Origin of the sequence: Amycolatopsis sp. lyj-109, assembly GCF_046548995.1 — a bacterium.
In the GTDB taxonomy this organism is placed as follows: domain Bacteria; phylum Actinomycetota; class Actinomycetes; order Mycobacteriales; family Pseudonocardiaceae; genus Amycolatopsis.
This window is the reverse complement of the sequence record NZ_JAJPWR010000005.1, coordinates 201,016-213,809: the sequence shown is the minus strand read 5'-3', so window position 1 is coordinate 213,809 and position 12,794 is coordinate 201,016. Positions and strand designations below refer to the sequence as shown.

The 12,794-nt window shown below is 71.1% G+C and carries 14 protein-coding genes; 9 read left to right on the top strand and 5 right to left on the bottom strand.

The window, feature by feature from the left end:
* Positions 1 to 58: 58 nt before the first annotated feature.
* Entirely contained in the window at positions 59 to 1,012 is a 954-nt protein-coding gene (locus ACLJQF_RS13115; RefSeq protein ID WP_410608592.1) for a serine hydrolase domain-containing protein, read from the bottom strand.
* Positions 1,013 to 1,052: 40 nt separating this feature from the next.
* On the bottom strand, positions 1,053 to 2,204 hold the full coding sequence (locus tag ACLJQF_RS13110) for a glycerophosphodiester phosphodiesterase (protein ID WP_410608590.1): 1,152 nt from the start codon (positions 2,202 to 2,204) through the stop codon (positions 1,053 to 1,055).
* Positions 2,205 to 2,399: 195 nt separating this feature from the next.
* On the opposite strand from ACLJQF_RS13110, the gene purD reads away from it, so the two are divergent.
* The 9 genes from purD to ACLJQF_RS13065 all read left to right on the top strand — a co-directional run bounded on the left by purD (position 2,400) and on the right by ACLJQF_RS13065 (position 10,252).
* Positions 2,400 to 3,674 (top strand): phosphoribosylamine--glycine ligase, encoded by a 1,275-nt coding sequence (gene purD / locus ACLJQF_RS13105; protein WP_410608589.1) that lies wholly within the window; start codon positions 2,400 to 2,402, stop codon positions 3,672 to 3,674.
* Positions 3,675 to 3,896: 222 nt separating this feature from the next.
* Positions 3,897 to 4,238 carry a hypothetical protein gene (locus tag ACLJQF_RS13100; protein ID WP_410608587.1) on the top strand — a complete coding sequence of 114 codons (342 nt, stop codon included), beginning with the start codon at positions 3,897 to 3,899 and terminating at the stop codon, positions 4,236 to 4,238.
* 16 nt (positions 4,239 to 4,254) lie between these two features.
* Positions 4,255 to 4,821, top strand: a complete 567-nt coding sequence (locus tag ACLJQF_RS13095; RefSeq protein WP_410609016.1) for a DUF3558 domain-containing protein — start codon at positions 4,255 to 4,257, stop codon at positions 4,819 to 4,821.
* Between the two features lie 9 nt (positions 4,822 to 4,830).
* Positions 4,831 to 6,414 carry a hypothetical protein gene (locus tag ACLJQF_RS13090; RefSeq protein ID WP_410608586.1) on the top strand — a complete coding sequence of 528 codons (1,584 nt, stop codon included), beginning with the start codon at positions 4,831 to 4,833 and terminating at the stop codon, positions 6,412 to 6,414.
* Between the two features lie 2 nt (positions 6,415 to 6,416).
* Positions 6,417 to 7,175 carry an ESX secretion-associated protein EspG gene (locus tag ACLJQF_RS13085; RefSeq protein ID WP_410608585.1) on the top strand — a complete coding sequence of 253 codons (759 nt, stop codon included), beginning with the start codon at positions 6,417 to 6,419 and terminating at the stop codon, positions 7,173 to 7,175.
* Positions 7,176 to 7,307: 132 nt separating this feature from the next.
* On the top strand, positions 7,308 to 7,619 hold the full coding sequence (locus ACLJQF_RS13080; RefSeq protein WP_410608584.1) for a hypothetical protein: 312 nt from the start codon (positions 7,308 to 7,310) through the stop codon (positions 7,617 to 7,619).
* Between the two features lie 14 nt (positions 7,620 to 7,633).
* Positions 7,634 to 8,773, top strand: coding sequence for a transglycosylase SLT domain-containing protein (locus ACLJQF_RS13075; RefSeq protein ID WP_410608583.1), 1,140 nt, complete (start codon positions 7,634 to 7,636; stop codon positions 8,771 to 8,773).
* Positions 8,774 to 8,782: 9 nt separating this feature from the next.
* Positions 8,783 to 9,964, top strand: coding sequence for a pyridoxal phosphate-dependent aminotransferase (locus ACLJQF_RS13070; protein WP_410608581.1), 1,182 nt, complete (start codon positions 8,783 to 8,785; stop codon positions 9,962 to 9,964).
* 96 nt (positions 9,965 to 10,060) lie between these two features.
* Positions 10,061 to 10,252 carry a hypothetical protein gene (locus ACLJQF_RS13065; protein ID WP_410608580.1) on the top strand — a complete coding sequence of 64 codons (192 nt, stop codon included), beginning with the start codon at positions 10,061 to 10,063 and terminating at the stop codon, positions 10,250 to 10,252.
* 3 nt (positions 10,253 to 10,255) lie between these two features.
* On the opposite strand, the gene ACLJQF_RS13060 is transcribed toward ACLJQF_RS13065, so the two are convergent.
* From ACLJQF_RS13060 to ACLJQF_RS13050, 3 genes are all read right to left on the bottom strand, one after another.
* Complete coding sequence (locus ACLJQF_RS13060) at positions 10,256 to 11,071, bottom strand: SAM-dependent methyltransferase (protein ID WP_410608579.1); 816 nt, start codon at positions 11,069 to 11,071, stop codon at positions 10,256 to 10,258.
* An 84-nt stretch (positions 11,072 to 11,155) separates the two neighbouring features.
* Positions 11,156 to 11,734: an HAD family hydrolase gene (locus tag ACLJQF_RS13055; protein WP_410608578.1), complete on the bottom strand. Its 579-nt coding sequence runs from the start codon at positions 11,732 to 11,734 to the stop codon at positions 11,156 to 11,158.
* A gap of 16 nt (positions 11,735 to 11,750) precedes the next feature.
* Positions 11,751 to 12,773, bottom strand: a complete 1,023-nt coding sequence (locus ACLJQF_RS13050; RefSeq protein ID WP_410608577.1) for a threonine aldolase family protein — start codon at positions 12,771 to 12,773, stop codon at positions 11,751 to 11,753.
* Positions 12,774 to 12,794 lie beyond the last annotated feature (21 nt).

Below are 12,794 nucleotides of genomic sequence, written 5' to 3'. Positions count from 1 at the left end.
GAAAGGTATGCGGCCAGACCATTGAATTCGCCGAAGGTAGCCCTGGTCCCGGAGGGTGTCAAGCCTTCGTCAAGAACTCGTCCAGCCGCCGCAACAGGGGCCCGCCACCTCGGTGGTTGTTCGAGATCAGGGTCGCCGTGAGCCCGGACGCCGGCTCGTGCGAGCTCCAGAACGTGACGCCGTGGTCGCCGCCGTTCAGGTGCAGCACGCCGGGCCGGGGCAGCCAGAAGCCGAGCCCGTAGCCGTCCGCGTGCGGGCGCAGCATCCGGTCGGCCCATTCGCGGGGCACGATCCGGCCGTCGAGCAGCGCGGGCCAGAACTTCCGGAAGTCCGCCGCGGAGCTGTAGATCCCGCCGTCGCCGTACCCCACGACCGGCAGGCTGAACACGTTGGTGCGGCCGTCTTCGAGATACCCGGTGGCCGTGCGGGCGGGCAGCGCGTCCGAGCGGAGGAACGCCGTGTCCGTCATCCCGGCGGGTTCGGTGACCCGGCTTCGGACGAGGTCGGCGAAAGGTCTGCCCGCGATCCGTTCGGCGATCAGGCCGAGGACGGCGAAGGCGCCGTTGTTGTACCGGAACTCCGTGCCGGGCGCGGAGACCTGCGGGTACCCGTCGAGGGCGGCGAGGTAGTCGGCCGACGTGGCGAGGAGCGGAGTCGGTGGTGGCGGTGGATCCGCCTCTTCGTCGCAGTAATCACCGATGCCGGAGGTGTGCGTCAGCAGGTGCTCGACAGTGACGCGGTCGTCGATCAGCGGCAGGTCGTGGCCGAGCACCTCGCGCGCGGTGGTCTCCAGCCTCAGCCGTCCCTCGGCGACCAGGCCGACGACGACCAGGGCGGTGAACCCCTTCGTGCCGCTGGCGATCGCGAACCGGGTGTCGACGGTGTTTTCGACGCCGTAGGCGATGTGCGCGTACCCGCGGGCCTCCGCGACGAGCGTCTCCTCTCCGCGGCTGACCAGCACGACACCGGAGAACCCGTGTTCCCGGGCCAGTTCCATGAGGGGCACCTTCATGGACACAATGTCCATGAAGGTGCCCCTCATGGCCAATCACTTAACGGCCCAGGAACGCGTGCAGCGACTCCAGCGCGGTGTCCGGCTGGTCGGCGAAGAAGCCGTCCACGCCGGCCTGGAAGAAGGCCGCCTCCTCGGTGAAGACATCACCGTAGGCGTCCGGTTCGGCCGACGAGCGCAGGTTCGCGGGCAGGAACGGGTTCTCGTTCCGGAACGTGTACGGCTGCACCTTCAGGCCCGCCTGGTGCGCGTCCGCGACGAGCGCGGTCGGCGTGCCCAGGTTGTCGTTCTTGTCCCGCGGGATGATCTGCGCCTTGTCCGGCCCGAGGTACTTCGCGTACTTCGCGACTTCGCGCAGCCCCTGCGGCGTGACGAGGTCCGCGTACGTCCGCTTGTCACCGTTCGCGACGAAGTCCGCCGGGGCGCCGCTCGCCGAGGTCAGCTGCAGCAGCGGCGTCCGGACCTGCTTGTGCAGCGCGATCAGGTTCGACACCTCGAACGACTGGATGATCGCGGGCGCGTCCGGCCGGTCGAGGCCGTTGCGCTTCAGGATCGCCACCAGCTTCGGCTCGGTCGGGTTGCCGATCGACTGGAAGAACGTCGAGTGCTTGACCTCGGGGTAGGTGCCCAGCGTCCGGTGCAGCTCGCGGCCGAGGCGCTTGGTCAGGTCGAGGACCTCCTGGTAGGAGGCGATCTGGTAGCGGCCGTTGTACAGCGTGTTGTGCGGCCGGTTCTGCGGGATCCGCTCGACCGCGCGCAGCGTCTTCAGCTCGGCCAGCGTGAAGTCCTGCGTGAACCACCCGGTCGTGGTGACCCCGTCGAGCACGACGGTCTTCTTCCGGTCCGCGAACTCGGGGTGCTTCGCGACGTCGGTGGTGCCGCCGATCTCGGGTTCGTGCCGGGCGACGAGCCGGCCGTCCTTGGTGGGCACGAGGTCGACGTCGACCCAGTCGACGCCCATCCGGTAGGCGAGTTCGTAGGAGGCGAGGGTGTGCTCCGGCCGGTACCCGGGCGCGCCGCGGTGTCCGATGATCACGGGATCATGGTGGCCCCGCCCGCGCGCGGCCGCATCGGCGGACCCCCCGCTGGTGTCGGACACGGTGGCGGCGGTCGCCGACCCGGCCGCAACACCGGTGACGCTCAGCAACGCCAGCCCGGCCAGCGCCAGCAGGCCGACACGTTTGCGCTTCATCTGGTGACCTCTTTTCCCACAGGGTGTGCCCTGGATCTACCCGCGCAACCCTCGATGTCGCAAGCGTCCGAAGTACGTACCTGGACGGTCGGCGCGGTAAACGACGCGTGGACTCCTGCCCGCCGGGCCGGGGCCTGCCGTGCTCCCGGCGACGTGCGATGTCCTCCGCGAACCCGGCCGGATACGCTGTGCGGCGTGCGCGTACTGGTAATCGGCTCCGGCGCCCGAGAGCATGCACTCGTCCTCTCGGCGTCCGGTGATCCCGCCGTCACGGCTCTGGCCTGCGCGCCCGGCAACGCCGGGACCGCCGCCGTCGCCGAGCAGCTCGGCGTCGAAGCATCCGATCCCGAGGCGGTCGCCGGGCTCGCCAAGAGCTGGCAGGCCGACCTCGTCGTCGTCGGGCCGGAGGTGCCGCTCGTCGCCGGCGTCGCCGATGCCGTGCGCAAGGCCGGCATCGCCTGCTTCGGTCCCTCGGCCGCCGCCGCGCGGATCGAAGGGTCGAAGGCCTTCGCGAAGGACGTCATGGCCGCCGCGAACGTGCCGACCGCGCGCTGCGAGGTCGTCGACAACCCCGCCCGCCTCGATGCCGCGCTCGCCCGCTTCGGCCCCACCTGGGTCGTCAAGGACGACGGCCTGGCCGCCGGCAAGGGCGTCGTCGTCACGCCGGACATCGACGTCGCGCGCAAGCACGCCATCATGCTGCTCGACGGTGGCCACCCGGTCCTCCTGGAGTCCTTTCTGGACGGCCCGGAAGCTTCGCTGTTCTGCTTCGTCGACGGCAACACCGTCGTCCCGCTGCTGCCCGCGCAGGACTTCAAGCGCGTCGGCGACGACGACGCCGGCCCGAACACCGGCGGCATGGGTGCCTACGCGCCGCTGCCGTGGGCGCCCGAAAACCTGGTCGACGAGCTGGTCGAGACGGTCGTCCAGCCGGTCGCCGACGAGCTGGTGAACCGCGGCGCGCCGTTCTCCGGCCTCCTCTACGCCGGCCTCGCGCTGACCTCCGAAGGCCCGCAGGTCATCGAGTTCAACTGCCGCTTCGGCGACCCGGAGACGCAGGTCGTGCTGGCCCTGCTGCGCTCCCCGATCGCCGGGCTCATGCACGCCACCGCCACCGGCAAGCTCGCCGAGCACCCGCCGCTGGAGTGGTCGGGCGGCACCGCGGTCACCGTCGTGATCGCCGCCGACGGCTACCCCGGCAAGCCGCGCACCGGTGACGTCATCACCGGCGCCGAGCTCGAAGGCGTCCTGCACGCCGGCACCCGCCGCCGGGACGACGGCGCCGTCGTCTCCTCCGGCGGCCGCGTGCTGTCGGTGGTCGGCACCGGCAAGACGCTCAAGTCGGCGCGCAAGCACGCGTACGAGACCGTCGAGAAGGTCCACCTCGCGGGCTCCCACCACCGCACGGACATCGCACTGAAGGCGGCGAACGGCGAGGTCGGCGCGCCGACGGCCAAACAGCGCGCCTGATTCCACGGATCGGGGGAACCGGCCGGGCCCGCTCTTCGTCCAAACTCAGGCTGCTACTACATCCACGTTGGTAGCCTCGACGGGAGCCGGCCGGTCACTGTCCGTATGACGTCAGGGGAGCGCATGTCAGGACCCTCGTACGACAGCGTTGTTCCGGGGCTTCGCCCCGGGCCGGGGGCTCCGCCACCCGGACCCCCGCAAAACCTCGGCTCGGCCGTCCCGGTGGCGCCAGCGGCCGCGGACGTACTGGTCCACCCGGACAAGCTCCTCGATGTGGCCCGGGTCGTCGAAGAGCAGGCCAACGCCCTCGAAGACCAGCTGTTGACCCGGCTCGGCCAGCTGCGGATCGACGCGCCGTCGGCCGACGTGATCAGCACGCAGTCGATCCAGGCCTGGAACACCCTGATCGCCGACGGCGACCGCTCCTACGCCGGGCAGGTCCGCGAGTACGTCGCCGGCCTGAAGCGCCTGGTGGAGCAGCTGCGCGCAGCCGCGAAGGACTACAAGGTCAGCGAAGAGGAGAAGGCGGCGGTGTTCGGTGACCGCGGCAAGCATGGTGCGTAACCGGATCGCCGGAGGCGTGCTCGCGATGGCGGCGCTGGCCGGCTGCTCCGCGGGCACCGAAGGCACGCCGTACCCGGTCGAGACGGCCGCCACGGCCGCGTCGCAGAGTGCCAAGGCCGCCCAGCTGCCGCAGCGGCCCGCCGACCTGTCGCTGCAGGGCGTCGACCTGTGCGAGATCTTCCCCCAGGTGCAGCTCGACGCGCTGAAAATCAACAGTGTCCCCCGCAAGGCGCCGGAGGAGGACGGCCGGACCTGCGTGTTCGACGCCGACGGCGCCGAACCGGTGCACTCCTACCACGTGCGTGCCGTGTCGGCGGACCTCGACCAGTGGATCACCGGCACCCGCAAGAAGAACAGCATGACCACCGAGCCCAAGGCCATCGGTGGTTACCCGGCGCTGACGAACTACCGCGCAGCCGGCGACCCGGCCGACTGCGAGACGCTCGTCGGCGTCGCGAAGGGCCAGACGCTCGCCGTCCAGACCTTCGCCATCACCCGCGGCCGGCTCACGCAGCCGCAGCTGTGCGACATGTCGGCGCACGCCGCCGACCTGGCGTTGCAGTCCCTGAAAGCACGAAACTAGGGAGGGCGCGTGGAATTCTCCGAGCTCGCGGCCGGGATCCAGAACCACCGGTTCGACGGCTGGACCAACACCGCGATCGCCGACCAGATCACCCGGATGATCAACGGCGACGGCACCGGCAGCATCGGTACCGCCGTCGACGCGCTGAAAGCCGTCGCGACCGCGCTCGCCCACACCGACCAGACGCTGCGCGCGCAGCTGCTGGAACTCGGCGTCGAATGGCAGAGCAAGGCCGGCGGCGCGGCCAGCCAGGTGTTCACCGAGCAGGCCGGCTTCTCCCAGGACGCCACCACGAAGGTCGCGCACGCCGCGGAAATGGTGTTCGAGCAGGGTGAGGCCTTCAACCGCACCAAGTACAAGCTGCCGGACGCCGAGACGGTCCGGAAGGGCGCGGGCGGCTTCACCCTGGGCGACAGCCTGCTGAGCCTCATCGGCTTCGAGACCGACCACGCCGCGCAGGTCGAGGCCGCGAACGACGCCAAGGCCCAGGCGCAGCAGGCGCTGAACGAGTACGCGCAGCAGAGCGGCACGAACCTGCTCTCGACGCAGGCGCTGTCCGACCCGGAGTCGCTGAAGCTGGCCGCCCCGGGCATCACGCCGGGCGTGCTGGACGTCGCCGGCGCCGCGGTCGCGGTGACGCCGGACGGCGGCGTGAAGCCGGCCTCGGACAAGGTCCGGTCGGTGCACGTCGACCCACCGGTGGTGCAGCCGGTGTCCCACACCGTGCACGCCGATCCGCCGACCCCGGCCTACGGCGTCGCGGCCCAGCAGCCGTCCCGGTCCGCGCAGCAGCAGCCGCCGCGCCAGACCAGCTCGGCCGCCTCGGCCGGCGCCCCGCCCGCCCAGCACACGACGCCGAGTTCGACGACGCCGTCGGGTGCGAAGCCGCCGACGGCGTCGCCCGGCCCGGGCTGGGTCCACGCACCGGGCCGTGGCCCGTCCGGCGACCCGGCCGGCCGCTTCACCCCCGGCCCGGCGGCCGGAGGCCAGTGCGACCCGTTCGTCCCGCCGGGCGCGCCCGGCGCGCAGCCGCCCGGGTCGACCCCGGCGACGGCGCCGATCAAGTCGCTCGGCGGCAGTGGCGGGGGGACGTCCGGTGGCTCGACCGGCATCGACAGCTCCACCGGCCGCGGCCCGGACGGGCTGCTGGCCAAGGGCCGTACGGTCGGCGCGATGCCGCAGGCCCCGCTCCAGCCCGGCCAATACACCGGCGAACGCCCCTTCGTCGGGAAACCCGGGGCTTCCCCAGGCGACATCGGCGCGGGCGCGGCGGCGATCGGCGCGGGCGTGGCCGGCGGCGCGTTGAGCGGCGACCAGGAACGTCAGCGGCGGGAGAAGAGCCAGCCGAAGGGCCCGGTGCGGCCGTTGCCGGTCGGCGAGCTGCCCGAGGAGGAAGCCGTCGCGCTGCGCAAGTCCGAGCAGATCAGCCCGAAGCAGCAGCCCGGCGAGACGAAGTTCCTGTCCGAGGCGGCCCCGCAGGAGGAGGACGCCGAGCACGTCCGCCGCTTCGGCGTCGACGACCAGGACCTGTTCGCCGACCAGCGGATGGTTTCCCCCGACGTGCTCGGTGACCACGGCGGGGATGTGCGCTGACCGTGTCGCTCGTCCTGTCGGCCCTCGAGTTCGACGTGCTCTGGGAGTCCTTCGAACTGCCCCGGCGGCACGTCGCGCTGGACGTGCCGAGTGCCGGAACCACCCGCTCCGAGCGGCTCGAACTGGTCGAGTCGGCGTGGGGATCGCTGAGCGAGCGGCGCCTGGCCCGCAACCGGCGGGTGTCCGGCGAGCTGGCGGACCTGCTGCACCTGCTGGCGCGCCCGCAGTTCGGGATCGACGTGTGGGTGTGGGCGGAACGCGAGATCCGCGGCCGCGCCGTCAGCCTGCGCGGTCAGGCGGTGCTGGCGGTGGTGGACCACGGCGAGGTCTGGCTGATCCCGGCCACCGAGGACGGCCTCGCGGAGGCGGCGGTCTCGGTGGCGGGCGACCTGGGCCCGGGCATCGGCCAGACCGTCAGCCTGCCCTACGACGTCGTGAAATCCGCCGACGCGGCCGCGAAGGGTGACGCGAAGGCGCTGGTCACGGCGCTGGAGGACCGCGGGATACCGCTGTTCCAGGCCCAGGAGCTCTCCGGCATGCTGCTGGGCCAGGAAGCCCGCGGCCAGTTCGGCGCGGAACGCACCTCGCGCGACGGCGTGGTGCACCGCGCGGACCGGGTGGTGGCGTTCTTCGACACGGACGCCGGCCGCTACCTGTTCCAGGTCGGCCGCGACGGCGACGGCCGCGAATGGACCACCGTCACCCCGGCGGACAACGCCCTGCTGGCGACCAGGATCCGTGAACTGGTGGCGGAGGCCTGATCCCCGCCGGGTGGAAGTTGGCGGAGATCCGCACCCGCGCCCCGGGGAAGTCATAAAGTAAGCGCGGGAACCGTCCTGGTCGTGACGACGTCCGATCGGACGGAGACAAGTTTCCGAAGGGGATGACGAACCGTGCCTGTCTACGACCCGGACTCGATGGCCATCGCGGCCCGCCAGGTGGAGAAGCTGAAGGACGAGTTCGAAAAGTCCAAGCAGAAGGTCACCGGCCTGGACCACGAGAAGGAAAGCCCCTTCGGCGGGATGGACGAGAAGGGTGACGCGCACGGCGCGGTCGGCAAGTTCAAGGACGGCGTGCACAACCAGTTCGACGCCGCGGGCAAGCACATGGAGGCGCTGGGGTTCGCCATGCGCAAGGCCGCCGGCCTGATCGCCGAGACCGACCAGGTCGGCGCGAGTGATCTCAAACTGCACGTCGACAAGTAACCGGGGGCACCACAGTGGGTTTGAACGGGGGCGGCGCCGGAACGCCCGACAACTGGGAAGCCTTCATGAAGAAGGTCGACCAGGTCGAAAAGGTCGATTTGGGAAAAATCACCGCGGCCGCCGCGCAATTCCGCGAGGCGGGCAAGAACGCCGGTGACCACAACGCTTCCCTGAAAGGCTCCACCGACGCGCTGGACGCGCAGGTCTGGGCCGGGCCGGCGGCCGACGAGTTCTTCAAATACGTCCGCCAGGTCCGCGACGCCGGCACCAAGGTGCAGACCCACCTCGAGGACGTCGCCAAGGACCTCGACGACCTCGCGAAGACCCTCGAACAGATCAAGAAGAACGTCGGGGACAAGCAGCTCGCCGCGGAAAAGGCGGTCAACGAGCGCAACGCCACGGCCGAAACCCAGATCAACAACGCACTGGCCGCGGCGAAGAAGGCGCACGACGAAGGCAAGCCGGGCCCCAGTCCCAGCGCCGACCAGATCCTGGCCACCGCGAAGACGGACATCCACACCATCACCGCCGGCTTCGACGGCGACGTGACGGGCTTGCAGACCCAGGCCGACACCGCGATCAAGGCGTCCCAGAAGCTGATGTCCCAGCAGATCGAGGGCGGCTACGACCAGGTCCCGCTGCCGAGCAGCTCGGCGTCGGCCCCCAAGAGCACGGGCGGCATCCACAGCAACGGCGCCTCCCACGGCGGTGGAGGTGGCGGAGGCGGCGGTGGTGGCGGCGGAGGCGGTGGTGGTGGCCTCGGGCCGAGCGGTGGGCCGCCTTCTTCGCCGCCGCCGGGGAACGTCCAGCAATGGATCCAGGAGGCCATGAAGGCCCTTCAGGCTGCGGGAATTCCGGTGACCGACGCGGATATTCCGAAGATTTGGGCGATCATTCAGCACGAATCCGGCGGAAATCCAAACGCTATAAATAATTGGGATTCGAATGCCGCCGCCGGGCACCCGTCCAAGGGGCTCATGCAGTGCATCGACTCGACGTTCAACGCCCACAAGCTCCCCGGGCACGACAACATCTACAACCCGGTCGACAACATCATCGCCGGCGTCCAGTACTCCTTCGACCGGTACGGCAGCCTCGACAACGTGCCCGGCATCAAGGCCATGGCCCACGGTGGTGCCTACCGCGGCTACTAGCCTGGCCCCATGGCCGACCTCGGAGCTTTCGCCGGGCCCGCGCTGCGGGCCGGTGTGCCGCCCTTCCACGTCATGGACGTCCTCTCCGCGGCCGGGGCCCGGCAGCGCAGCCACGGCGATCTCGTGTCGCTGGCCGCCGGGCAGCCGTCCGCGCCCGCGCCGAAAGCCGTGCTCGAGGCCGCGCAGCGGGCCCTTCAGGACAGCACCCTCGGCTACACCGAGCAGCTGGGCATTCCCGAGCTGCGCGAGGCCGTCGCCGGGCACTACCGGAAGCGGTACGACGTCGACGTCCAGGCGCACGACGTCGTCCTGACCACCGGTTCCTCGGGTGGCTTCCTGCTTGCCTTCCTCAGCGCCTTCGACCCCGGCGCCAAGGTCGCCATGGCGCGGCCCGGCTACCCCGCCTACCGCAACCTGCTCTCCGTCCTCGGCTGCGAGGTCGTCGAGTTCGCCACCACCGCCGAGACGAACTTCCAGCCCACCGTCGCCCTGCTCGACGAGCTCGGCCCGATCGACGGCCTGATCGTCGCCAGCCCGAGCAATCCCACCGGCACCGTCCTGCCGCCCGGGGAGCTCGCCGCGATCACCGGCTGGTGCGCGTCGCACGACGTCCAGCTGATCAGCGACGAGATCTACCACGGCATCTCCTACGGCGCCGAGCTCGACTGCGCGTGGCAGTACGGCCGCGAGCCGATCGTCCTGGGCAGCTTCTCGAAGTACTTCGCGATGACCGGCTGGCGGCTCGGCTGGATGCTGGTGCCGCAGCGGCTGCACCGGGCGGTCGACGTCCTGACCGGCAACTTCACCATCTGCCCGCCCGCGGTTTCGCAGTACGCGGCCCTCGCCGCCTTCACGCCCGAGGCGTACGCGGAGGCCGACGCGCACGTCGAGCGGTACCGCGCCAACCGTGATCGCCTCTTCGCCGGTCTGCAGCGGATCGGCCTCGGCGAGCTCGCTCCGGCGGACGGCGCCTTCTACGCGTACGCCGACGTCAGCGCCTACACCGAGGACAGCCTGAGCTGGTGCCAGCGGCTGCTCGCCGACACCGGGCTCGCCATCACCCCCGGCGTCGACTTCGACCCGGTCGACGGCGGGAAGTACGTCCGGTTCTCCTTCGCCGGCAGTGCCGGGGACATCGACGAGGGGGTCCGCCGCCTGGGGGACTGGCTGGCCAGGGGGAACCCTGAATAAACCCCGAACGTTGGCCTTCCGAGGGGAGTTTCACCGCGCCAGGTGGCAGTGTGGAGTCATCGGGCCGGTGGGCCACGGGGAAGCATCGGAGGAACCATGTTCTGGAAGATCGTCGGCGCGCTGATCGTCGCCTGGGTGGCGTTCATGGTGCTGGGTGCCGTGATCGGCTTCGTGTTCAAGGCCGTCCTGTGGATCGCCATCATCGGCGGCATCGCCTTCCTCGGCGCGGCCGGCTACAAGGCGATCACCGGCGGCAAGAAGGACCCCAGGCGCATCAACCGCTACTGAGTTTCAGGGAATCCGCGCCACGCCGCCCAGCGCCGTCCAGTTGACCGGCGTCAGCGGCGCCAGGCGCGGCCCGTCCGGCCACCACAGATGCGGTGCGGTCAGCCCGGGTTCGAGCAGGTCGAGGCCGTCGAAGAACGACATGATCTCGGCCCGCGTGCGGTACAGCGTGTCGAGCCCGGTGCGGGCGAAGCGGTCCTGCATGGACGTCGCGACGGCGGCCGCGTCCGAGCCGTCGCCCGGGTTGTGGTGGTGCAGCAGGAGCAGGTACGAGCCCGGCGCCAGCGCGCCGACGTAGGACTTGACCACCTGCTGCGCCTGCTGGAGGTCGGCGATGTGGTCGACGACCCCGCACAGCACGAGCCCGGCGGGCCGCTCGAAGTCGATGAACCGCGCGACCCCGGTGAGCGTCTCACCGGGGTTCAGCGGGTCGGTGCCGCAGATGTGCGTGAAGTCGTTGTCGACGAGCAGGGCCCGGCCGTGCGCCTCCACCACCGGGTCGTCGCCGACGTAGACGACGTGCGCCTCCGGGTTGTACTTCTGGGCCACCTGATGGGTGTTCTCCGCCGTCGGGAAGCCGGACGCGAGGTCGAGGAACTGGTCGACATCCAGCCGCTCGGTCAGGTAGCGGACGGCGCGCACCAGCCACTGCCGCAGTTCCCGTGCCATGGCCGGGGCTTCCGGTGCGATCGCCGTCAGCTGCCGCAGGACGGCGCGGTCGGGCTCGTAGTGGTTCTGCCCGCCCATCAGCGCGTCGGTGACGCGAGCGATGCTCGGCCGCTCGAAGTCGACGTGGGCCGACGGTCGTTCGCTCGTCGCCATGCGCACCTACCGGGGTGTGGGGGACGCTCAGCCTAGGACATGGGAATCACGGCGGGTAGGCGGCCGTGCGGTGCGCGTGAGTGCTCAGTCCAGCCAGGCACGGGCCGCGTCGGCGCCGCTCCACACGTGCGCCTGGAGCCCCACCGCCCGCGCTCCCTCCACATTGGACTCACGGTCGTCGAAGAACAGGCAGTCGGCCGGTTCGGCGCCGAGTTCGTCGAGCAGGAGGCGGAAGATCTTCGCGTCCGGCTTGACGCACCGGACGTCGCCCGAGAACAGCGTCACGCGGAAGTGCCGCGCCCAGTCCTGCGCGCGGACCCACTCGCCGAACGCGACCGGCGCGTTCGAGAGCAGTGCCAGTTTCGCGCCGGCCTCGGAGAGGGCTTCGAGCAGCGCCGCCGACGACGGCTCCAGGTGACCCCAGCCCTCGACGTCGATGCGGGTCAGTTCGGCCGACAGTGCGTCGTCGACCGGCGCGCCCACGGCGTTGCCGACCGCCTGCCAGTACTCGAGCGGGGTACTGCCGGCGTCGTAGGGGATCCGGTACTCCCAGTACGCCTCCAGGAAGTCCGGCAGTGGCGCGCCCAGCGCCGCGGCCAGGTCGGGCAGGGCGGCGCTCGGCTTGCTGAGCACGTCGCCGTAGTCGAACACGATCCAGTTCATCGGTCCCCCAGTACTGTCAGACGCCGGTCTTGAGCCGGCGCAGGGCTTCTTCGACGTCGGTCGCGCTCAGGTCCCGGTGGGTGACGAACCGGACCTTGCCCGCCATCGGCACCGCGCGGATGCCGAGCGAGTCGAGCCAGGCCAGCGCCGTCGGGATGTCGGGGACTTCGGCGAGCACGATGTTGGTGTCGGGCGCGTTGGTCGGCCAGCCGTGCTCGCGCAGGCCCTCGGCGAGCCGCTGGGCGTTCTCGTGCGACTCGGCCAGCTCCGGGACGCGGTCCAGCGCGATCAGGCAGGCCGCGGCCAGGACCCCGCCCTGCCGGACGCCGCCGCCGAGCATCTGCCGCATCCGGCGCGCCCGTTCGACGAACGCCTTGCTGCCCGCGACGACCGAGCCCACGGGCGCGCCGAGGCCCTTGCTGAAGCAGGCCGACACGGTGTCGACGCCGACGGTCAGCGCGGCGGGCGGCACTTCGAGCGCGACCGCGGCCTGCCACAGCCGGGCGCCGTCGAGGTGCACGGTCAGGCCCGCTTCCTTGGCGACGGACAGCAGCTGGGCGTGCTCGTCGGGCGGGGTCACCGCGCCGCCGGCCGCGTTGTGGGTGTTCTCGAGGCAGAGCAGTGTTGTCCGTAATGTGAAGTACGGCCCGGGTTGTCCGATCGCGGCTGCGAGGGCGTCGGGCGATGGACGGCCCGGGCCGCCGTCGTGCTCGAGGATGTCCGGCATGCCGCCGGCCAGCCACGCCGCCGAGCCCAGCTCGTTGGCCAGCACGTGCGCGCCGCGGGTGGCGAGGAACCGGTCGCCGCGCTGCAGGTGCAGGCTCAGCGCGATCAGGTTGGCCATGGTCCCGCTCGGCACCCAGAGGGCGGCCGGCATGCCCAGGACGTGCGCCGCCCGCTCCTCCAGCGCGGCGACCGTCGGGTCGCGTTCGAGGACGTTGTCCCCGACCTCGGCGGAGGCCATCGCCGCCCGCATCGTGTCATCCGGCCGGGTGACAGTGTCGGAGCGAAAGTCCAGCGGGGACGGAGTGAAGGTCACGGAGCGATCACATCACACCCA

Coding starts and splice junctions, on each gene's coding strand:
- ACLJQF_RS13115 (WP_410608592.1), bottom strand. CDS start 1,012: ATGAAGGTGCCCCTCATGGAACTGGCCCGGGAACACGGGTTCTCCGGT.
- ACLJQF_RS13110 (WP_410608590.1), bottom strand. CDS start 2,204: ATGAAGCGCAAACGTGTCGGCCTGCTGGCGCTGGCCGGGCTGGCGTTG.
- ACLJQF_RS13070 (WP_410608581.1), top strand. CDS start 8,783: ATGGCCGACCTCGGAGCTTTCGCCGGGCCCGCGCTGCGGGCCGGTGTG.
- ACLJQF_RS13065 (WP_410608580.1), top strand. CDS start 10,061: ATGTTCTGGAAGATCGTCGGCGCGCTGATCGTCGCCTGGGTGGCGTTC.
- ACLJQF_RS13060 (WP_410608579.1), bottom strand. CDS start 11,071: ATGGCGACGAGCGAACGACCGTCGGCCCACGTCGACTTCGAGCGGCCG.
- ACLJQF_RS13055 (WP_410608578.1), bottom strand. CDS start 11,734: ATGAACTGGATCGTGTTCGACTACGGCGACGTGCTCAGCAAGCCGAGC.